General features: G+C 43.5%; 17 protein-coding genes and 1 tRNA gene. 6 read left to right on the top strand and 12 right to left on the bottom strand.

Annotated features, from left to right (window positions below):
• Nucleotides 1-142: 142 nt before the first annotated feature.
• The 7 genes from ABQ275_RS05510 to ABQ275_RS05480 form a co-directional block, all read right to left on the bottom strand.
• Nucleotides 143-1,225 carry an AI-2E family transporter gene (locus ABQ275_RS05510; protein ID WP_349317274.1) on the bottom strand — a complete coding sequence of 361 codons (1,083 nt, stop codon included), beginning with the start codon at nucleotides 1,223-1,225 and terminating at the stop codon, nucleotides 143-145.
• A 936-nt stretch (nucleotides 1,226-2,161) separates the two neighbouring features.
• Nucleotides 2,162-2,515 (bottom strand): DUF1801 domain-containing protein, encoded by a 354-nt coding sequence (locus ABQ275_RS05505; protein ID WP_349317273.1) that lies wholly within the window; start codon nucleotides 2,513-2,515, stop codon nucleotides 2,162-2,164.
• A gap of 54 nt (nucleotides 2,516-2,569) precedes the next feature.
• Nucleotides 2,570-2,923, bottom strand: a complete 354-nt coding sequence (locus tag ABQ275_RS05500; RefSeq protein ID WP_349317272.1) for a nuclear transport factor 2 family protein — start codon at nucleotides 2,921-2,923, stop codon at nucleotides 2,570-2,572.
• Between the two features lie 92 nt (nucleotides 2,924-3,015).
• Nucleotides 3,016-3,582, bottom strand: coding sequence for a dihydrofolate reductase family protein (locus tag ABQ275_RS05495; RefSeq protein ID WP_349317271.1), 567 nt, complete (start codon nucleotides 3,580-3,582; stop codon nucleotides 3,016-3,018).
• 7 nt (nucleotides 3,583-3,589) lie between these two features.
• Nucleotides 3,590-4,090 (bottom strand): SRPBCC domain-containing protein, encoded by a 501-nt coding sequence (locus ABQ275_RS05490; RefSeq protein ID WP_349317270.1) that lies wholly within the window; start codon nucleotides 4,088-4,090, stop codon nucleotides 3,590-3,592.
• Between the two features lie 243 nt (nucleotides 4,091-4,333).
• Nucleotides 4,334-4,654, bottom strand: coding sequence for a metalloregulator ArsR/SmtB family transcription factor (locus ABQ275_RS05485; RefSeq protein WP_349317269.1), 321 nt, complete (start codon nucleotides 4,652-4,654; stop codon nucleotides 4,334-4,336).
• Nucleotides 4,655-5,385: 731 nt separating this feature from the next.
• A tRNA-Arg gene (locus ABQ275_RS05480) sits at nucleotides 5,386-5,459 on the bottom strand.
• Nucleotides 5,460-5,590: 131 nt separating this feature from the next.
• On the opposite strand from ABQ275_RS05480, the gene ung reads away from it, so the two are divergent.
• Nucleotides 5,591-6,262: a uracil-DNA glycosylase gene (ung, locus tag ABQ275_RS05475; RefSeq protein WP_349317268.1), complete on the top strand. Its 672-nt coding sequence runs from the start codon at nucleotides 5,591-5,593 to the stop codon at nucleotides 6,260-6,262.
• A gap of 70 nt (nucleotides 6,263-6,332) precedes the next feature.
• Complete coding sequence (locus ABQ275_RS05470) at nucleotides 6,333-7,076, top strand: lysophospholipid acyltransferase family protein (RefSeq protein ID WP_349317267.1); 744 nt, start codon at nucleotides 6,333-6,335, stop codon at nucleotides 7,074-7,076.
• 81 nt (nucleotides 7,077-7,157) lie between these two features.
• Here ABQ275_RS05470 and ABQ275_RS05465 read toward each other — a convergent pair whose 3' ends face one another.
• The 5 genes from ABQ275_RS05465 to ABQ275_RS05445 all read right to left on the bottom strand — a co-directional run bounded on the left by ABQ275_RS05465 (nucleotide 7,158) and on the right by ABQ275_RS05445 (nucleotide 16,914).
• On the bottom strand, nucleotides 7,158-8,741 hold the full coding sequence (locus tag ABQ275_RS05465) for a RagB/SusD family nutrient uptake outer membrane protein (protein WP_349317266.1): 1,584 nt from the start codon (nucleotides 8,739-8,741) through the stop codon (nucleotides 7,158-7,160).
• Nucleotides 8,742-8,752: 11 nt separating this feature from the next.
• On the bottom strand, nucleotides 8,753-12,022 hold the full coding sequence (locus ABQ275_RS05460; RefSeq protein WP_349317265.1) for a TonB-dependent receptor: 3,270 nt from the start codon (nucleotides 12,020-12,022) through the stop codon (nucleotides 8,753-8,755).
• A gap of 112 nt (nucleotides 12,023-12,134) precedes the next feature.
• Entirely contained in the window at nucleotides 12,135-13,259 is a 1,125-nt protein-coding gene (locus ABQ275_RS05455; protein WP_349317264.1) for a FecR domain-containing protein, read from the bottom strand.
• A 69-nt stretch (nucleotides 13,260-13,328) separates the two neighbouring features.
• Complete coding sequence (locus ABQ275_RS05450; protein ID WP_349317263.1) at nucleotides 13,329-13,949, bottom strand: sigma-70 family RNA polymerase sigma factor; 621 nt, start codon at nucleotides 13,947-13,949, stop codon at nucleotides 13,329-13,331.
• 187 nt (nucleotides 13,950-14,136) lie between these two features.
• Nucleotides 14,137-16,914: a putative LPS assembly protein LptD gene (locus tag ABQ275_RS05445; RefSeq protein WP_349317262.1), complete on the bottom strand. Its 2,778-nt coding sequence runs from the start codon at nucleotides 16,912-16,914 to the stop codon at nucleotides 14,137-14,139.
• Between the two features lie 183 nt (nucleotides 16,915-17,097).
• Between ABQ275_RS05445 and ABQ275_RS05440 the strand changes: the two genes are divergently transcribed.
• The 4 genes from ABQ275_RS05440 to nhaA all read left to right on the top strand — a co-directional run bounded on the left by ABQ275_RS05440 (nucleotide 17,098) and on the right by nhaA (nucleotide 22,670).
• A complete protein-coding gene (locus tag ABQ275_RS05440; RefSeq protein ID WP_349317261.1) occupies nucleotides 17,098-18,318 on the top strand; it encodes an N-acetylmuramoyl-L-alanine amidase in 1,221 nt (406 codons plus the stop codon).
• A gap of 124 nt (nucleotides 18,319-18,442) precedes the next feature.
• On the top strand, nucleotides 18,443-19,441 hold the full coding sequence (locus tag ABQ275_RS05435; RefSeq protein WP_349317260.1) for an MlaD family protein: 999 nt from the start codon (nucleotides 18,443-18,445) through the stop codon (nucleotides 19,439-19,441).
• 9 nt (nucleotides 19,442-19,450) lie between these two features.
• Complete coding sequence (locus ABQ275_RS05430; RefSeq protein WP_349317259.1) at nucleotides 19,451-21,331, top strand: OstA-like protein; 1,881 nt, start codon at nucleotides 19,451-19,453, stop codon at nucleotides 21,329-21,331.
• Between the two features lie 130 nt (nucleotides 21,332-21,461).
• Entirely contained in the window at nucleotides 21,462-22,670 is a 1,209-nt protein-coding gene (nhaA, locus tag ABQ275_RS05425) for a Na+/H+ antiporter NhaA (protein ID WP_349317258.1), read from the top strand.
• Nucleotides 22,671-22,795 lie beyond the last annotated feature (125 nt).

Here is a 22,795-nt window from a genome sequence, read left to right as displayed (position 1 = left end):
CAGTAATTCCTTGCGGGATGACTCAAGCTTTGTTAATATGGATGCGATCATAATAGCTATGGAAGAATGAAAAACGTTGCAAATATAACCCTATAAACGGGATGGGGGGCGGGGAAGTATGTAAGGCAATAAAAATTACGGATTACACCGGCCGTCTTTCCACTACTTTTGTTTTTTCCAGCCAGGAATTAAAAACGGTATAGAATACCGCCAGGATAATAGCTCCCTTAAACATCCCTGTAAATCCCCAGGCTACCATTCCACCTATCACCCCCAGGAAAAGCACCAGGAAAGGGAGTTTGCCGCTCTTGGCAATTAAGATTGGTTTTAAAACACCATCTATTACCATCACGCCGGCTCCATAGATGGCAATAAAAACAGCCCATCCGGTACTGCCTTGCGCCACCATCCATATCACCAACGGGATCCATACCCACAGCGGGCCTACCTGTATCAGCACCAGGAAATAAACCAGTGCTGCAAGTCCCAATGCAAAAGGAATACCCGCTATTGTAAAACCTATCCAGGAAATAACAGCTGCAATAAATGCCGTACCCATTACGCCAATGGCGACGCCTTTCACCGCCTGCCCGGTGGCATCAATCAAAGCATGACCATCTTTTTCACCAAACATATGCGTCATGGTAGCGTATAGCGGACTTAACATCTTCTCACCACTCACCAGGAAAATAGCCGACACAATAATGCCTGCAATAAATTGTAACGCCACCCCTATAATACCCGCGCCGGTTGTAATAACATGATGTAAAACATCCCTGATCTGATGCTCATAAACACCCGCAGTTTCTTTAGGATTAAGTTGCAGATGCTGCCAGAACGAGGCAATATCGCCACCAACATATGGCATCCCTGTAATCCATGCAGGCAACCCCGGAATACCGTTATCGCGCGCATTCGTAATCCAGTGATTTACATCTTTCACATGCTGATTCAGGGCGGAAATAATATAGATAAATGGTAACGCCAGTATTGCAATAAGTATCACCGAATAGATAGTGGCGGCCAGTTTACGTCTGTTACCCAGCAACACAACCAAACGTTCAAAAAGCTTGGCAAACGAAACAGCAAAAATGATCGCAAACGTAAAAACACCAAAGAACACTTTCAATACATCATACAAGGCATACATAAGACCCAGTAATAACAGCAACACTAAAACTGTTTCAATGATTCTACGCGAAGTAGATGGGATGCGGGAGTTCATGGTGAAGATCAGATTTACGGTTACTGAATAGTTACTGTACTGCGGGCACTAAACAAATTACTAAAATATATGCGAATTGCAATATGGACTCTTCGCTACAATCGGTCCCTCCGGGACCCAATGCAGCGGATGATTGCAGCGAAACGATCATTGCTTTATCTTCATCGTTTATCGCTAATATTTTGTAAGCAGGAGGTAGATTCACAACACTATCGCTGTTTAGTATGTCGATTTTCACCACTCATCAACAGGGGTTAATATCGTCCCTGACAGGAAAGATTAACAATTATTAATTTAATAATATCGACGATTGGGTATCCTGGAAAAAGGAAGATTCCTGTATGTAACACCTCATAAAAAACCGGAACTTTTTGCAAAAAGTTCCGGTTTTCGGTGTCGGGGATAGAAAATTCTACGAACACACCTATCGTTTTATGACGTTATTAAACTTTATATATGATGAAATTAATATACATATAAGTAAATAACAATATCAAGTAATTTATGTATCCACTAACACTAAATACAATTAAGATGATTAATAAAGAAATTAAAAATATGAAAAATGTAGCGAATCTGTTGAAACTTCACAGATAAGTAATACACAGCAACCATACAATATGGCCTATGTTTATTCTCACCCTAATAAACCCAGCTTTATCCTTTTTGAGCCTTTTGCCTTCAACTTTTATCTTTCCCTGGACCTCTAAATATATTTCGCTCCTGCCGTCTTTGAGGGTCTGCATATTCAGATTTAGGACTTCATTAAGTTCGGGTTACAATGACCGCTAACGGTTTATAGCTTTGCCTTCGGTGTGGAATAAAAAGCACTAAAGTTCAAATTTAGCACAAAAGATTATAGAAAGTCAAATGTTCAACCTAGTACTAAAGCCACACTGGCGCAAAAACAATGTTAGCGGTTCGGCTTTTGTTTGATTAATGCTTGTATTTTGTTATCAGTTGTCTGAATGCTTGTTTGATTTCGTCAACAGGAATGTCGTCCAATGGATTTACTTCCAAAGTAGTTATGCTATGTTTTTTTCGTTCTACATTAAAAGAAGAAAACCTTTTATCTTCAACAAAACCCACAATAATTTTTTTTCTATGGACCCACAAAAATCCCAGATTCAATTCATTGTAACAGAAAAATGGAATTTGGTATTTCCGTTTGTATACAATGTTTTCGTCAACCGACAGTACAATAGATTTCAACGCAAGCAAACATTCTCTTGTTGCTGTTTCCTGCTTTTCGTAATAATGTTGTAATGGGTTTATTATCGAATTTTCCATTTACTGTTTTGTACACTTTTTTTGTTACAGAATTCTATTTGTAAGAGCTTTTAATTAGGACAGATTTCCCTTTACATAACCAATTGCTTCTGTAATTTTGCTGTTTGAAATGGTCATTAAATTAATTCCCCGAGTTGAATTTTCTAAATTATCTCCCCATAAAAATTCCCATTGAACAGTTGCTTTTTCTCCAAGCACAACAATTTTTTCAGGGCGAAATTGAGTATTATGTGTATTTATAAGTGTTTCCCAAAACTTATAACATTCTGTAAAACCTGTTGTTATTAAATTATCTGCCCCTTCCATTACACAATTCTCGTCTATTAATTCATTTAGTAATGTTGCATCGTGAATTTGAAATGCTTTATTGAATAAATCAATAACTTCGGCTGTAGTAAGTTGTTTCATTTATATTTTTTTATATACATTGTTAGCGGTTCGTTGTTATTTTCTCTGTTGTGTTCACGAAGTATTTATCAATCCGCCACTGGAATGCCTGGTCAGTCATTTTTTGGTTCGTAACTCAAAACAATTTTCCCGCCTGGATATAGCTTTGCTTGAGTAGGATTAAATTTTAGGACGCGATCAAGTGAATTGAAAATAGTCATCCCGTTACTAATGGCGGTTGGATTAACAATAAAATGATACTCGTCAATGAGTCCTTCATTTATTAGCGAAGAAACAAAACTTGCACCGCCAAAAACAAGAATGTCTTTACCATCTTGTTTTTTAAACCTGGCAATTTCTTCTACAAGATTCCCTTTTGCCAAATTGGTGTTGTTCCAAGTTGATTTGCCAAGTGTTTTAGTGAAAACTACTTTTGGAATATCCGCTATTTTTTTTGCAAAGGGATGCGTTGGATTTTCGATAGATGTATCCTCCCAATATTTTATGATGCCTTCTGCCGTTTTTCTGCCAAGTAAAAGAATGTCAGAGGTATCAAGGAGAGAACTCATAAACGATGTAAGTTCGTCATCTGGATTCCAAGTCATCCAATCACTTTTTCCATTTGGTTGTGCAACGTATCCGTTAATGGTCATTTGCATTTGTAATTTCACTTTTCTCATTGTCGTTCTATTTTTTAAAAGTTGATAATAATGTGTCTAGTTCATTTAATGTCATTGTAAATCCTTCTTTGAAGCCCATTTGGATATGCATTTCAATGTCGGAAAGCTTTTTATGCTTTATTGCAATAGCTACTTTTGTCGTCCCGTTGTCTTCGCTAAAATTCAATTCCCATTCTGATGTTGGAAATTCCGCGTTAATATTTTCATCCTTGTCAGCAAAAGAAGACAGCCATTTTAAATTTGTTTTTGGGGTAATTGAAGTGAATTTCTGAACTGAATAATGTTCTTGTCCTTCGGGACTTACCATTGCATAAAATCTGCGTCCACCCACTTTGAAGTCCATATTTTTAGTTTTGGAAGTCAAAGGTTTAGGTGCCCACCATTGGTCAAGAATTTCTTGTTTTGTAAATGCGTCCCAAACCAATGAAAGTTCGGCTGCAAATTCTCTGTTTACAAATACCGTATTTGTTGTTTTGTCAACGTTAAAATCAAATAGTAAATTTTTCATCGGTTATTGTTTTTTGAGTTGATTAATATTTTGTCTCAATTATCAAGAGTTAACATATAGCCTTTTTTGATGTCCGAGGCATGCCATTTTTTCAAAAACATCTATGCTCCCATATTGGGCAATAACTGTTACCAATCGTTGTCGAAGCTCTCCAAACCAATTCAATGTTTGCGGAAAATTCACGATTAATGATAATCGTTTTATCTTTATTATTGACTGTAAAGTCAGACAATAATTCTGTTCTCATTTTTTCTGATTTTTAATCGATAATAATACTTTGTCAAGTTGATTAAATCGGGTTTCCCAAATCTTTTTGAATTGCTCTAACCATTTTTCTATTTCTTTCATTTTGTCAATTTCAAGTGAGTAGTAAATTTCTCTGCCTTGATGTTCTTGTTTTACAAGTTCGCACTCTGTCAAAATGCGAAGGTGTTTTGAAACGGCTTGTCGTGTCGTGTCAAAGTGTTCGGCAATGGCGTTTGGTGTCATTGCCTGCAAAGCAATTAAAACGATTATCGCTCGTCTTGTCGGGTCTGCTATTGCTTGAAAAATGTCTCGTCTCATTTTGGTCTTTGTTGGTTGTGAAACCATTCGGTTGCAAATATATGTGCAACTATTCAGTTTCGCAAATTTTTTTTTCGTTTTTGGATTGCTAAAGAATCTGTCGGAATTGTCGGAGAGTAGGGGTTGTCCAAAAATTGCCCATACCTAATGGCTAATCCCAATTAGGGGTAAATTAAAAGAAAGGTACAAAAAGCGCCACGACTTCGTTGTAGAGGATTTTTTCTTAGCATTTTCTTTGAATACTCAATTCTTAGGGCTTAGCGAAATATTCCGACGAATAGTATTTATGTCCATTACAGTACTATTTTTTTGACGCATCTACTTTCTTTTTATCTATCACTTTCGCATAAACCGCTGTAGTTTTTAAATGCCTATGCCCCAAAAGCTTTGATACAGTATAAATATCTGTACCCATTGTTATTGTAAAGTAGCATAAGATTTCCACTTAGAGGTGTGCTAAAATGCTGGTGTGGTGTTTCAATGACCGCTGGATACTCAAAAGGCAAATTGAAATATTACTTATACTACACTTGCCAGGTGCATAGAGGACAAAATTTTCCTGGAGAAATGCTCCATAGTAAATTAGAAGAGCTGCTTGACCATTTGAGCTTTTCTGATAAACAGGGGGATCACATTATTGCTACCTGTAAAAAAAGATTAGAGGCTTATTTTAAAGAAAGCCTCCTCGAAATCGAGGAGGCTTCGGATTCTTCTTATGGAGTCCAGTTCTGTGTCCCGGATTGGATTCGAACCAATGGCCTGCTGCTTAGAAGGCAGCTGCTCTATCCAGCTGAGCTACCGAGACGACTGTGTGTTTTCCTTTTAATGTGAAATAAATAACTATATTTATCTCTCTTTTTGGGAGTGCAAATTTATGGAAATTCTTTCCAATAAATCAAATTTAATTTATTTTTCTTAAATATCGATGTGAATACCATGAATGTACAAATTGAAGAAAGCTGGAAGGAAGTACTGAAAGATGAGTTTAATAAAACCTATTTCGCAGAAATTGTGATGCACCTGAAACACGAGAAGGCGTTGGGTAAAATCATCTATCCTCCTGGCAACCTGATGTTTAATGCATTTGAAAAAACACCTTTTGACAAGGTGAAAGTAGTGATCCTGGGACAGGACCCTTATCATGGTGCCGGACAGGCGCATGGACTGAGTTTTTCCGTACCTGATGGTGTAAAACCACCACCATCACTTGGAAATATTTATAAAGAGATGAAAACAGATCTTGGCCTGGAAATCCCTAAGAGCGGCAATCTTACCAAATGGGCGGAGAACGGGGTATTACTGCTCAACGCCTTTCTGACCGTAAGAGCGGGCGAACCAGCCTCACACAGTAAGATCGGGTGGGAAAGTTTTACGGATGCCGTTATCCGCAAAATTTCAGATCAGAAGAACAATGTTGTATTCCTCCTCTGGGGCCGTTTTGCACAGGATAAACAAATTCTGGTAGACGCTACCAGGCATTATATTCTAAAGGCAGCGCATCCATCTCCTTTTAGTGCAGATAAAGGTTTCTTTGGTTGCAGACACTTCTCAAAAACAAATGAATTACTACATAAAGCCGGCATACAACCCATAGACTGGAGACTGTAATACTGGTGTAATTTTGCTATATTCCATACCAAATGAACCGGCTAAAGGCTACGCGCTAAAGCTAACAGCTATGTTAAAAAATATCTTCGGAAGAATATTTGCACTTTATGCATTGCTGCTGTTTGCAGGCACCATGCTGGTCATCTTTATTCCCATCTGGATAATATCTTACTGGCCCGATCCAAAGAAAACAAAGGGCTTCCTGGCCATCGGGCGCATATGGATGAAAGTTTATATGCCCCTGATCGGATGTCCGGTGATCAGAAAAGGACTCGAAAATTTTGCTCCCGGTCAAACCTATGTAGTCGTATGCAATCACAACTCACTGATTGATGTTCCGGTAACAACTGCCGGCATTCCCGGCCCCAATAAAACACTGGCAAAAGCATCTATGGGAAAGATCCCCCTGTTCAGCGTACTGTACAAAATAGGCGGGATCATGGTAGACCGCAGTAGTGAAGCCAGCAGAAAACAGAGTGTGGAAGACATGAAACATGCACTGAGCCTCGGCATGCATATGCTGCTGTATCCCGAAGGCACCCGCAATCGTACTAATGAGCCGCTGAAAGAATTCTACGACGGCGCTTTTGCCCTCGCCATAGATACGCAGCTGCCCATCATCCCTTCATTGCTATTTCATACCAGGAAGATAATACCGGCAGAGAAAAAACTCTCTGCATGGCCGCATCATATCGAATATCATTTTCTGCAACCCATACCTACCACCGGTATGACACGTGAAGACGTCCCCGCATTGAAAGAGAAAATTTTCCGGCTGATGTGGGATTATTTTATAGCAAAAGACAAGCAATAAAAAATGACGGCATTGCAGCGCATTATAAGCGAAGATCAATCGCCTGTATCTCTCTACAACACCGTCATTCATCACTTCTTCTTAGTACAGCGGGTTCTGCTCCATATTCGGATTCGCCAGCAATTCCGTTAATGGAATCGGATACCTGACATCCCTTTCCGGGTTACAGGAGCGCGTTTCTACCGGTAAAGGCTTCCCCGTAGAAGGATCTACTGCACCATACACCGATCCGTTCATAATAGTGCCGAGAATACCCCAGCGCCGTATATCATAAAAGCGGGCGCCTTCAAATGCCAGCTCCGACATACGTTCGCGGCGTATCAACTGCCGGATCTTCTCCGCAGAATTATACCTGCTCACATCTACTTCGGGCATACCTGCCCGCGTGCGGATATCATTCAGGTATTTTATTACATCCGGATTCTGCCAGTCGCCCAGCTCCACCAATGCTTCCACATAGTTCAACAATACTTCTGCATAACGGATGATCATATAATCCAGTGAAGGACTGGCGCCGTTACGATCTTTCGGATCAAGGTATTTACGCACCCAGAAACCGGTAGCTGTACTGTTGAGCAAGCCTACACGGTCACTGCCCGTTTCGCCAAACGGACGGAGCGTATCCTTTTCATACACCTGGTTAGGCGCCAGTACGGATGCCGCCATACGTGGGTCCCTGTTGTTTTTAAAGAAAGGATCTTTCTCGTAAATAGCCATCGAATCGGGGCCCAGTTCTTCCAGTGTTTTTCCCTGCAATGTTTCAAAATTATTCACTACCTGTAATGTAGGCGAAACAACGGTTTGCCCGCCAACACCATATGGGGCAAAGGTTCTCCAGGCAGTGGAACAACCATTATCTCTGAAAAATATCCGCTCTTTATTTAATTCGCCGGCATAGGAAAACAACTCGGCAAAGCTGTTGACTTTTGTAGAAGTACTGCGGTGCAGGGCATACACGTTCTGATCCATCACTTTTCTGGCAGCCATTTTAGCCGTTTCGTAGTTCTTATAAAACATGGCCAGCTTACAGATCAATGCCCAGCAAACACCGGAAGAAATACGCCATGCTTCATTGTTGTTATAAACATCCGGAAGATGCGATGCAGATGCCGTCAGTTCATTTACAATAAAATCATACACTTCTTTTTCCGTATTACGTGTTGTATTGCTGCTGCCCGGTTCCAGGGAAGTAGTAACAATGGGTAAGCCACCAAAGAACAACAACATTTCCATGTGATAATAAGCCCGCATGGCGCGCGCTTCATTCTTGTAGCGGTCTTTCAGTGAAGAATCCATGTAGCACTTGTCTACATTTTCCAGGAAACGGCAGGCACGGCGGATATCCTTATAATCATCCCGCCAAAGATTGGTGGCCACATCCCAGTCGCTGTTCTGCAATCCTTTTGCATAGGATTCATAAGCGCCGCGTGTATCCTGACGTGCAACTGCTTCATCACTCAGCGCAGAAAGGAACATCAGCTGTCTGCCGCTGGAGCCGGCCGGCAAACCGGCATACACAGAACCGAGTGCACCGGTGGCATTGGTTTCTGTTTTCCACCAGGTCTCATCCACTACATTTATCGGATCATCATGTGTGAGAAACTTCTTACAACTACTGATCATCAACACAAATGCTAAAAGCATAAAGGAACATATCTTTTTCATACTACCCATTATTAAAGTTGAACATTAATACCGGCAATAAATGCCTTCATTATACCATAAGTCCACTGATCTCCCTTGCTCTCCGGATCCGTCAGTTTCAACGAAGTAAAAGTGAACGGGTTCTGTGCATTCAGGTAAAAACGCAAACCGTGGATACCTGCACGCTTCAGGAAATCAGCCTGCGTGTTGTATCCTATCTGTACATATTTTATGCGCAGGTAAGCGGCATCCTGTAACCAGAAATCAGATGATAATTTATTATTGGCCGGTAAAGTATTTAAGCGTGGAAACATAGCATCCGTGCGGTCCGGCGTCCAGTAATTATCTGCATAAAAACGGGTAGGCACGCCCCCGTCCCTGCTGTTATCCATAGGCAATGCCAGCATACCCGCCAGCAATGCATCTGCTTTGTTGGTGCCCTGCAACAGGAACTCCAGGTCAAAATGCTTATAGGCAATCCTGAAATTTGCAAAGTAGTTCAGCCTGGGAACAGGATTACCGATCTCGGTCTGGTCTTCACTGCCGATGAGTTTATCACCGTTGAGGTCCAGGTATTTTATATCTCCCGGTTGTGCGCCCGGCAACACAGGAATTAAGGGATTACCATCTTTATCAAAATCACTTTGCTGCAATAATCCGCCCGTTTTATAACCAAACATACCAGCGGTGGTACCACCCTCCTGCCTGATTGTGGTAGCTGTCACATAGGGGCCGTTTAACAGCGATACGATTGTGTTTTTATTATAGGTAACACCGGGACGGAAAGAGATATCCACCTCTTTACCGATATTGCCGTTATAATTCAGGGATAACTCCCATCCTTCATTCCTTACCTTTCCTGCATTCACAGGTACCGCATCTTCAAAGCCACCGGTATATGACAACGGAGGTGCGAGGATAATATCATTTGTAAGTTTATTATAGTAATCAAATACTACTTCCAGTTTGTTCTGAAATAAACCCATATCCAGTCCTATATCCAGCATATTCACGGTTTCCCAGGTAATATCGGGGTTACCATAATTTCCTTCTATACCACTACTGTTACTGATCGTGGTCTGGTATCTGTACAATCCGATGTCTTCATTACCCAGCTGTCCGTAAGAAGCGCGCAGCTTCATATTGCTGATGGTGGGCAGTTTCGCCATAAACGGCTCTTTGCTGATATTCCAGCCGGCAGCCACGGAGGGAAAGAAACCATATTTATGTCCCTGGGCGAATTTGGAAGAACCATCCAGGCGACCGGTAATTTCCAGCAGGTATTTCTCTTTAAAAGAATAATTTAATTTGGCATAGGTAGATACGATAGATGAGATGTTCAGCGTAGTAGTCGTATTGTTATCTTCTTCCTGCGAATAGCCGGCCATCGCAAAGAAATGGTGATCTTTCACATCCAGGGTGTAATCTGCATTGGCGCCGATATAATAATAAGTAGTGCGCCCCTGCGTATAGGTCCGTTGCTGGGACCAGGTTTGCAATAACTGACCGGTATAATAATCAAAGAAGTTATAGTTGTCACGTAGACTTCCTTTCAAATCACTGTTGAGCCGGTAACTGAACTGCCCGCGCAGATTAAGGCCGGGAATCACTTCCCATTTGGGTTGCAGGTTAATACTGGACTGCGCATATTCATTACTGAACTTACCGCCTTTTTCTACATAGGCCAACGGATTCACAATATCTACATAACGGCCGTAGATATCATCAACGCCCTCTACCTGTGGATATTTAGCAAGAATGGTAGGCGGTACACGGTACACATCCTCGAGGATACGGGTACCATTATGACCGAGCGTACGATTAGGTAACAGGATGTTCCGTTTAATGGCCAGCAGGTCCATATTCACCTGGAAATTCTTTGCCAGTGAAATAGAAGTGTTAGCCCTGATATTATATTTCTTGCTACTGGTAACAGGTGTCATCCCTTCCTGGTACTGGTAGTTGGCATTCAATGCAAAACGCGCCAGACTGTTACCACCACTGAGTCCTACGGAGTGACTGGTAATAGGCGCTCTTTTATTTACGATCAGGTCCTGCCAGTTGGTATTGGGATATTTTACAGGATCTGTACCGGCAATGGTGTTTTGAATATCTTCTTCGGAATACAGTGCGGGTTTACCGGAATTTATCAATCCTTCATTGTACATGCGCATATACGCAGGCGCGTCTACCAATGAAGGCATAATAGTGGGCGACTGCACGCCGTAGTATCCGTCATAGGTCACGGCTACACGGCCGGGCACCCCTCTTTTGGTGGTTACCAGGATCACGCCGTTGGCCGCCCTGGCGCCATAAATAGCAGCAGCAGCGGCATCTTTCAGTACGGTTACACTTTCTACCGTCAACGGGTCTATGAAATCCATATCCATCGGTACGCCGTCTACCATCACCAACGGACTAGAACCATTGATAGTACTGATACCGCGGATTTTGATAGTCGCCGCATCTCCGCCGGGCAGACCGGAAGCCTGGCTTACCTGTAAGCCCGTAACACCGCCCTGCAATGCCTGCGAAATAGTAGTGATCGGCTTTCCGGACATCGCTGACTTCACATTCAAGGTAGCCACGGAGCTGGCAATGTGTTTGCGTTGTTGCTCTGTAAGTCCCACTACCACTACTTCATCCAGCGCCGATACTTTTTCTGCCAATGAAATAGAAAGCGCATTATTGTTCTTTAACACGTTAAATTCCGTAGGCGTAAACCCAATCAGTGAAAATACCAGCACTGCGTTTTTTGGCGCCTGGATACTGAAGTAACCATCCGCATCACTGGTGGTTCCCCTGCTGCTTCCTTTTACGCCAACCGATACGCCGGGAAGCCCCTCAGGTGGCTCGTGCGTATCATATACGCGGCCTTTGATGGTAAGCAGGCTATCTTCACGTACCTGTTGTGAAAAACGCGGTGGTTGTTCTGCTTTAGGTACAATCGCTACCTGGTTACCAATAATCGTATAGCCGAGTCCGGTACCTCCCAATGCTTTGTCCAGTACTTCCACCAGTCGCCGGCCCTGCAAACGCAGCGTGATGTTTTTCTCTCTGCTGAGCAGTTCATCTTTATAAAAGATGCGCCAGTTGCTTTGTTGCTGGATCTGCCGGAAAAGCTCCGTCAAAGGAGCATCTTTAACGTTCACGTGCAGGGGGGAATTCTGTGAAAACGACTTACCATACGCGCTTACCAGTCCCGCGAAAAAAAGGATCATTACCAGTCGCATAACATGCCATAATTTGGCTGGCGCATTGCACAACGGCAAACTGCGCCAACAAACGTAAAATTTTTGCATACATTTGTTTGGTTTAATTAGTGAAAATAGTTAACCGGACTGCCTGTTTGCGCAGGCAACCTATACCGGGAGATGCTGATACATCTTCCGGTTTTTTTTGTCTTCCTGGATTTTATCTGGTCTTAAAAATTACTTTCCCTCCGTGTTTTTCATATTGCAAAGAAGTGGTAGCTGCTACTATATCCAATACATCGTCCACTGTTTTCTCCAGGTTTAAATTCCCTGAAAACGTTTCATTGCCTGATTGTGTATCTACATCAATTGGTTGATTATAATATCTCGCCAGTTTTTTCAATATTTCTTTAAGCGGTGTGTGTGTGGCGATAATAAGTCCTTCCTTCCAGGATAAGTATTCGTTTATGTTTACATCATTCACTGTAATATTCTCTGCACCGGCAGTATACATCCCCCTGTTGCCAGGTCGCAGCTGCGTAGCTGTTCTCCCCGCCCTGCCGTTGTGATAGGTCTGCAACTGTACACTTCCGCTGGCAAGCACCACCTGTTGTGTGGCATCATCTTTATAGGCGCTCACATTGAAAGCGGTTCCCAACACCGCTACTTTCAGATCGGCGGCATATACGCTGAACGGTCTTCCCGCCTCCTGCTTCACCTCAAAAAAGGCTTCTCCTTCCAGGAATACTTCCCGCTTGTTTTTTCCGAAAGCAGCCGGATACACCAGCCGGGAGCCTGCATTCAACCATACCTGTGTACCGTCTTCCAACTGCAGACTGGCAATATTGCCGTAAGGAACCAGTAAAGTATTAAATACAGGTTTATCCTTAACAAGCTGCTGATGCACTTCCTGGGAATCTACTTTCAACGTGGTTCCGCTGGACTGGTAAGTAATCACTGCATGATTATTTTTAACCAATAGTTGCCGGTTATTACCGAGGATCACACTGGTGGAAGCAGATTTACCGGTATCAAAATGTTGTTCAGCTGCAAATGCCAGTAACGCATGTTCATCGCCCTGCTGTTGTTGCAGCGTCCATAAACCCGCGCCCAGCAATACCAGGATCGCAGCAGCCACTTTCCATACAAGCGGCCATGACACTATCTTCGGGCGAACAACAATATCACCTGCTATCTGTTTCCACAGCAACGCTTTTTCTTCCTGCGATAATTGTTCATTACCCGATGCCTGCACAATGGCAATCATATTATCCATCTGCTGACGGTCGTCCGGATACTCACTTTGCATGCCGTCTTCCGGGGAATTATTTTTGTCTCTGGCCATAAATTATAATTGCCCTCCTATAATAGAGTAACGGAAAACGATTTTATAGACACGATAGCGAAAGTTTTTTTAAAATTTTTTGAAGAAGGCCAGCAGCAGAAATCCAAAAACAGGAATAGCCGTGATGAGCAGCTCTTTTCTCAGCTGCCTGATAGCGCGGTAAGCCAGTGTACGACAGGTAGGAACGGAGATCTGCATCAGCTGCGCAATCTCTTCATAGGACAACGCACAGTTATATTTCAGGTACAGGATCTCCTTCTGACGCGCAGGCAATTTATTCATTTCCGCTGCAAGCTGTGCCAGTGCAGCGCATTGTTCTTCTTTTGCAATGATCTGACTTTGTACATCCGCTGCTTCAAAGGTGAGCGCAAAATGGCTTTCTATAGCAGCCATATCATCCTGTAAGGATAAACGTGCAGATTTTTTTAGGGCCGCATTGAGTTTCCGCCGGAACGAAATCAACAGGTAAAATTTTATATTGACCTGTGACGCCAGGTTGCGCCGGTGCGTATAAAGATCTGTAAACAAGTCATGGATGGTATCTTTGATCAACTCCGTGTCACGCACATACCTCAACGCATAGGCGTAAAGCATGTCCGCAGAGGCCTCATATAATATCTTAAATGCCTGCTGATCGCCTGCAATGATATCTTGCCACAATGTTTTCTCATTTACGCCGGTAAGCTTCATCGGATGATTATATTAGTGCGGGTCTGTAACGGGCTTTAAGTTACACAACAGCCTATAAAATTAAAACACCTTTCTTAATTTAATATTATGAAATCATGATCCTCCTCAGATATCGCAACTCAGGGAGAAAATAATATCAAAAAAAATCCCGGTCACCTGAAGTAACCGGGAAAATACTGTTGCTATACTAAAAATCGTAGAACTGTCGCGATCGGTTTATACGGAGATCCCGCAGGATACCGGCCTTCGGGTTGATGGTAATACTAAACTGCCGGAAGGTCCCAAACGGGATCAGGTTGATCGACATCTGCCAGCAGTGCAGATCACGCGAGATATACATATTGGTATAGGCTACCTGCATATTGGTAAAATCAAAACCACTATTCAAACCAATTTTCCATTTCGGCGTAAGACTGAAATCACCGTTGAAACTAACGTATTGGGTTATACGTTTTACAACACCACCGGAATCCAGGATAATCGTATTGGTATAAGATAAGCTATAGGACAGATCCACACGCCAGGGAATGTCAAAGTCCACATACTCGCCCGGGTTATTACGCACCATTTGTAACTGCCGCTGCTGCGCTGCAAAGGCAGCATCGCCCGTTTGTGCATTCTCAATGGAATCTATCTTCTCTTCTTTATCCTTGCTCTTTTTATCTTTCGACTGGAACGAAGTACTCATTGATACACTCGCATTGGTCAGTCTTCCCAGGCTGATCTTTCCCTGCTGCCATACATATTTATCCAACCGGTGACCGCGGGCATCTACCTGGTATGGATCAATATTACCACTGGCCGAAATATTCAGTTTATCAAACAGGTTGGTACGTGCATAAATACTGAAAGTAGATAGCTTAAAGGAGTCTGCTACCAGGTTATAACTACCATTGATCCCAAAACCATCCAGCAATTTCACTTTTTTCTCATGGTTACCGGTCGTATCCTTTTTCGAGAACACTTTCATCTCCAGGTTATTGTCCAGCCCGAAATTCAGGCCCCCGAATGCACCGGACGATGGCACCCCGATGATGGCGCCATCAAAATAGGATACCCTTTGCGAATCTCCGGGGTTATTGGAATACCGCAGGTTGTAATAATACTGGCTGGAAAGATCCGGACGATAGCTGGCACTGATGGTAGGCCGCACTACGTGCCGGATGCCCTTCACCTTGGAATGTTTGCTGAAAGCATACATACCATACACGGCAGTAGACAGTGATAAGCTGGCGCTGATATCGCGGGCAGCATAAAAACCGGGAACATACGTGGTATCAATAGCACCCAGCGTATCCGTGGTAAAGTTGTATTTATTAGGATCCCAGGATCTTACAAACTTCTTCGTATACCAGTACTCGCTATAGTTGATACCGGGCGATAAAGTCAGCGTTTTAAGGATCGGGATAGAAAAAGACACCGGAATATTATGTTGCATACCTGTTTGCATGGCATCAAACATCTGTTGCTTGCCAAACAGGGAATCCTTGAAGTTTGCCTGGTTACGTAACAGGGTATTATAGGAAACCCCTATTTTTTCATACCATTTGGGTGTTCCTACCATTTCTTTTGGCTGGAACGGATAGATGGTATTTACGGTAAATGTTGCATCCGGGAAGGACAACGACACATCGCGGGTACTCAGGTTCTGCGAGTGATTGATCCCCACGCTGAGGTTGTAAGGCTTACCCTGCCAGCTTTTGGAGAAGCTGATAGAGGACCCGATGTTATTGTTTACACGGGTATTATAATCAAAAACGTTGTACTTGTTATAAGAGGAGGTACCGAAGTTTACGCTGGCGCCAAAGTTTACGCCGGGCCGCGCCTTACTGTCCATACTATGATTCCAGGTGATACGGAAATCTTTGGAGGTACTGAATTCTGACTTTACCGCCGGGTCGCCGAAGCGGGTATTGGCGAAACTGAGGTTTAGCCCCCCATTGTACCGGTAACGCTTCCGGTAGGTAGGACTGGCCGTGAGGCTCCAGCTGCCGTAAGAATATACATCTCCCCGTAAAGTCATGTCCAGATGATCCCCCATCCCGAAATAGTAACCGCCGTTTTCGAGTCCCATACCCTTCTGCTGGTTGACCACATATTGTGGTGGCAGGATCCCCGAACGTTGTCCCTGTGTAATCGGAAAAATGGCGAACGGGATAAATAAAGGAGTAGGAATCCCCATAATTTCCAGGTTTGCCGGACCGGAAATAATAAGTTTGTCAGGGATAACCTTTATTTTGCGGGCTCTGAAGCTAAAGTGAGGGGTATCGAGGTTACAGGTAGTGTAACCGTTTTTGAAACCAAAAATGGTATTACCGGCACCTTTTTTTGTTTGCTCACTATGAACAAACCCTTCACCGTATTGAGAACGGGTATTATAGATCTTTGCTTTCTGGGAGGTAAAATTATAACGGAGTGTATCTGAGTCAAAGCTCTGACCACCATCGTTCATCACCGGGCGACCATATATTTTTCCGGCAGTATCCTTTGCGTTGGTAGCTTCCAGCACACCGGTAGCCTGATCAAAGTTCATTTTTTCTGCGGAGAGGTCGATGGTTTTATATTTGGTATTAGCGGCGCCATACAGGTAAAAACGCTTATCCGGTACCATGAGGATAATAGAATCCTTTGCTTTGTAATTAACCGGTGCATCCAGGGTATCTTTTGATATCTTGGGAATAAATAAGGTATCTACGCTCCCTTCTGTGCTGGTATCTGTGTCCGGAGACAGCTTGTTGGTATCTGCTTCAGACACCGGAACGGCTTTGGGAGGCGTGATTTTACCGGTATCTTTCCGGGTAACCGGAATGGTATCTGCCAAAGTTTTGTTAAAAATAGGCGACAAATGTGGCCTACTGATGGCAAATGCATCTATAATAAGGGGAACGGCAATGATCACACCTGCTAATACCAGGTATGTCTGTCGGAAAAAATTTTTATAATTATTTTTGTAGCTAGCGTTCATGTGTTAAGGCGGGCACAAACCTACAAGATTTTATACAATATATTACAAATGGTAACTTGTAAAGTTTGGACGGCTACAACTGAAAAAATAAAGTAAACTCCCATGGAGCAAGTGAATTATTAATTAAACAGATAAACTTTTTTTTATTTTTTGCGAAAAACAGCACCCATTAAAATGAGAATCATGCGCTGGAACCGACTTTGGATTTTAGGACTGGGAACATTATTCACCTGTACCTTTTTTATTCAGGCAAAAAACAATCCAGTTTCTTCGAAACGGGATAACCCTATCAGAACAATTGTCATTGATGCCGGCCACGGTGGTGAAGACCCCGGCGCCAAAGGCAGCTATTCCACTGAAAAACAGGTAACGCTGGCAGTGGCACTTAAGCTGGGAAAGATCCTGGAAGATAACATGCCCGATGTAAAGGTGGTGTATACACGAAAATCTGACCGTTTCGATGATCCCCGTAAAAAAGCACAGATTGCCAACGATGCCAAAGGTGATCTCTTTGTATCTATCCACTGTAATTCTACCGGAAAGATCCGGAAAGTGACCGGTTACAAAACTGTATACCACAGAAAAGGTAAAAAGAAAATACCTGTCAAACAGGCCATCTACGCCTACTATCCCAGCAATGCCAAAGGTACGGAAACCTATATATGGGCAACCAGTAAGAACAGCGCAAAAATGGAATCCCTGAAACAGAATTCCGTGATCGTACTGGACGCCAATTCTGAAGAAACCAGGCAATTAATGGATGATACCGATCCCGAAACGTTCATCCTGCTGAATACCCTGCGTAATGCCTACTTTGATCAGAGCCTCCGTTTATCCACCCTCATTGAAGACGAATTTACCCGCGTGGGCCGCATCAGCCGGGGAGCCAGACAACGAAATGAAAAAGGTATCTGGGTACTATCGGCAACGGCTATGCCGAGCGTATTAGTGGAACTGGGATTTATCAGCAACCCGGAAGAAGAAGAATACCTCAATTCCAGCAACGGGCAACAGGAACTCGCCAATGGTATCTACAAAGCCATCAAGCGTTACCGGGATGAGTTACAGCGGTTTACCGACAGTCGCCATGCCCAACCCGCTACCAGCGGCGCACCGCAAACACGCCTGAAATCCCCCAAAGCCGGCAAAGGCCAGCCCGCCATACCAAATAAAAACACCCAGTATTGTGTACAATTACTGGTGACAGATAAATTTTATAAACCAGGAGCTTCCATTTTCAGGAAGCTCCAAGGCGCCCATATCAACCGGGAACAGATCGTCCTGAATAAAAAAAAAATGAACAAATATACCTGGGGGCGCTTCAAAACAAACCAACAGGCCTACACAGCTGCGCGTAAGGCCCGCAAACTGGGATTTAAAGATGCCTTCGTTGTCTCCTGCTAGCACTACCCTACCCCATACCCCCTCACTTTTGTCCCCCTCCCTTCTATTTTATTACTAACATTTTACCCTAATCACTTCCCGTGCATCCTTTTTGATTATTTTTGCGTGAACGTATACGAATCACATGCTCAAATTATCTAACGAAACAAAAGTAGGCATACTTACCGTACTGGGTATTACCCTGCTTGTACTGGGCTTTAATTTACTGAAGGGAAAGAGCCTGTTTTCACACAATAAAACCATCTATGCTGTATACAAACAGGTAAATGGACTACAGCCTTCAAATGCTGTACAGGTAAACGGTCTGATTGTCGGCAACGTTTCCAAACTGGATGTAATGGACAAAGACGCTTCCAGGATACTGGTTACGCTTACCATTACCAAAAAAATAGAAATCCCCCGCAACTCTGTAGCCCGCATCAGCAGTGACCTGCTTGGCACCAAAACCGTACAGATGGACCTCGGCAACGCCGGCGAATACCTCCAGAGCGGAGATACTATCTACGCTGCTGTAGACGGTTCCATCACGGATGCCCTCAAGGAACAGCTAAACCCATTCATGAAAAAACTGGAAGGTACCCTTGTTAATATCGATTCTGTACTCATGGCTGTAAGCTCCATCCTCGATACCACTGCCAAAGATAACCTCCAGGAAACCATGCGGAACCTGAACACCACCATGCTGAACTTCAGACATTCTTCCGCTTCATTAAGTGGTATGCTCGATCCTGATAAGGGTAATATACAGGCTACCTTCAACAACCTGGCCGCAGTAACCGGTAACCTGAAGGATAATAACGCCAAAATCAGCGGTATCCTCGATAATGCAAAAACAGCTTCTGATGCACTGGCAAATGGTAATATCGACAAAACCCTTCACCAGTTGCAGGAAACAGCTACTAACCTGAACGCTACCATCGCCAAGTTGAACAATACAGATGGTACCGCCGGTCTCCTGCTGAATGATAAAAAGGTATATAACAACCTCCAGTATTCACTCAACAACCTGAATAAACTGCTGGAAGACCTTCGCATCAATCCCAAGCGTTATGTACACTTCTCCCTGTTTGGCAAAAAAGATAAATCGAAACCGTTACCTTCTGATACAGCAACGGCACAATAAAAAGATTCAATGCACCAATATATAAAATCAGTCTTTTTCCTGACAGGTATCTGCCTGGCTGCTATATTGCCCGCCAGGGCCCAGTTTCCGGCACAACCTGCCCAGAAACCAGGTACCGTCATCGAAATCATAAAGGCTGATACTTTACAGACTATAGAACGGGATTCCATCAACGTAACCAAATTCATTGGCAACGCTATATTCAAACAAGGTACTACCCTCTTTAACTGCGACAGCGCCGTAAAGAACAACAATACCAACATCATTGATGCTTACGGAAATATTCATATTAACCAGGCAGACAGTGTACACATCTATGGCAACTACCTGAATTACGACGCCAGCACACGCATCGCTATTCTGAAAGAAAATGCCCGGCTCACAGATGGGAAAGTAACCATCTCAGGGCCCGAACTGCAATATGATATGAATGCCAAAATCGGCAGCTATCTCAAAGGAGGGAAACTGGTAAACGGTGCAAGTGTACTCACCAGCGATGAAGGCTACTACTACACAGAAACCAAGGAGATGCATTTCCAGCGGAATGTTGTACTGGTGGACCCGGAATATACACTGAGCACAGATGCCCTGTTGTATAATACCGAAACCAAGATCGCCAATATCATTGCACCGACTACTATCAACGAAGGAAACCGCATCATGTATGTGACCAGCGGCTACTACGATACCGATAAAGGATACGGCAACTTTGGCAACCGCCCTACCATTGAAGACAGTACCGGCACCCTGACAGCGGATAATATTGAAATGGACAAGATAACCGGCCTGGCTTATGCCAACGGTAACATGGTATACAGGGATACCGTCCGCAAAATGTCGCTGCTGGCAAACCACGGAACCGTGAATCAAAAGGAAAGGACTATCCTGGCCACGCAGAAACCACTGCTGATCATGGAGAAAAATAAGGATACCCTGTACATGGCCGCCGATACCCTGTTTTCAGGTGTGATCGGGCACAACGACAGCCTGTCCATCCCTTCTGTAGAAGGTTTCAAGAGAACACCTCCCAAAGAAGAGATCAGGGCCGTAAAAACCGCCCGGCCACGATACGACATTCCAACTACCATCTCACTGATCAATAAAGGCGATTCGCTGGCGCATCAGCAAAAAGATAGTATACCCGGCACCGTTATGATGTTTCTGGCAGACAGTGCGCTCGCCCGAACAAAAAACAAATTGGATACCGCCCTGGTCAAAACCGTGAAGATGGCTCCTGTAGCAGCCGTCATACCACATGACTCGTTGCCGGGCATGAAACACCATGCCGACAGCATGGCCCTGACCGCCCCCAAAGACACCAGCGAACAACGGTACATCCTGGCTTATCACCATGTAAGAATGTTTTCAGACTCCCTGCAGGGCGTGGCAGACAGCGTATATTATTCTACCAAAGACTCTATCTTCCGCTTCTTCCATGATCCGGTACTGTGGTCCAACAATACCTCGCAGCTGAGTGCAGATACCATACTGCTGTTTACCAAAAATCAGGCAGCCGACAAGATACAGATGAATAAAAACGGATTCATTATTAACGAAGCCGGCCCAGGTATGTACAATCAGATCAAAGGCAACGCCATCACCGGCTACGTTGTAGGCGAAACCCTCGACTGGATGCATGTGGAAGGAAATGCAGAAACTATCAACTACATAAAAGATTCAGAAGGGGCTTATATGAGTGTAAATAAAGCCCAATGCGCTATCATCAACATCTTCTTTAAGAAGGGAGAGGTTGATAAAGTAGTACTGATCAAGGATCCGGAAGGAACCGTATATCCATTTACACAAAGGCCGCTGGATCAGTTAAAGCTGGAAAATTTCCATTGGGATGTCAAACGCAAGCCCAAAACAAAGTATGAGTTGATGCAATAAATTCAATTAAATATTTTGGAATTTTGGAATTTACAGATTTAGAGATTTTGTTTTTAATGGAAATTTCTTTTGAAAACAAAATAATCAAATCTGTAAATTCCAAAATTCCAAAATTCCAAAATTTTTTCCTGTGATCAAAGAATCTATCCGGACTATCCGTCAAACACTGCTATCTCCTATTCATACCTTCTTAAAGGATAGCCGCGCAGTGGGTATTGTACTGATTGTATGCACCCTTGCTTCCATGATCCTGGCCAATTCGGCGGTACAAGCCGATTACATCGGTTTCTGGAATACCCTGTTTGATCCGGAAGGAGGACATCATTATCATTACAGGGCATTATATCTTCCTAACTCCTACCTGTTATGGATAAACGACGGAATGATGGTATTGTTCTTTTTCCTGGTAGGCATGGAGATCAAAAGGGAATTGACCGTAGGGGAGCTTTCATCTTTCCGTAAATCTATTTTACCTGTACTGGCGGCCATTGGCGGCATGCTTTTCCCCGCGCTGATCTTTACATTATTTACCAAAGGCACCCCCTATTCACATGGCTGGGGCATTCCGATGGCCACCGATATTGCCTTTTCACTGGGCATCCTGTCATTACTGGGCAAACGGGTACCTGTAGCCCTGAAGATCTTCCTGATGGCACTCGCTATCATCGATGACCTGGGCGCTATTCTGACCATTGCTATTTTTTACACTCCGCATCTGGATCTGAAATACCTGCTGATAGGTGGCGGTATATTTTTAATTCCGGTATTGCTGAATGTATTGAAAGTAAACCGGCTCATCTTCTATTTTATCCCCGGCATCCTGCTGTGGTACTGTATTTTCAACTCCGGTATCCATGCAACAATTGCAGGGGTATTGCTGGCCTTCTGCATTCCACAGGATAAGATTGCCAGCCTCGAACATGCACTGCATGACCCGGTGAATTTTATCATCATGCCCGTCTTTGCACTGGCCAACACGGCGATCCTGCTGCCAGATGATATCTGGGGCGCGCTGCATAACGACATCAGTTATGGTGTTATCATGGGGCTGGTGTTAGGGAAACCAATGGGTATTTTCCTCCTTTCATTCCTTGCCGTAAAACTGAAGCTGGCGGAGCTCCCCTCAAAATCGGGCTGGATGCAGCTCATAGGAGTAGGCTTGATTGCAGGTATTGGTTTCACGATGTCCATATTCATTTCTTCACTGGCTTATATAGAAAAAGAGTACCAGGTTATTGCGATCATCTCAGTTATTGTAGCGTCTTTGGTGGCGGGCATTGCAGGGTTTATTTTCCTCCGTGTGCTGAAGCCTGTACATGCGATAAAAACAGGCTCATAAACTACGGTTGGCATTGTTATTGTAAGGCTACCTTGATTTTTAATCAATATGCCGGCATAATTTATGGAGTATAGCCAACATTATCAGACGCATACATTTTAAGTATCAAATTCAAATACGCAACA

It is taken from the genome of Chitinophaga sp. MM2321, assembly GCF_964033635.1.
Classification (GTDB): Bacteria; Bacteroidota; Bacteroidia; order Chitinophagales; family Chitinophagaceae; genus Chitinophaga.
This window is presented reverse-complemented; position numbering and strand designations above follow the sequence as displayed.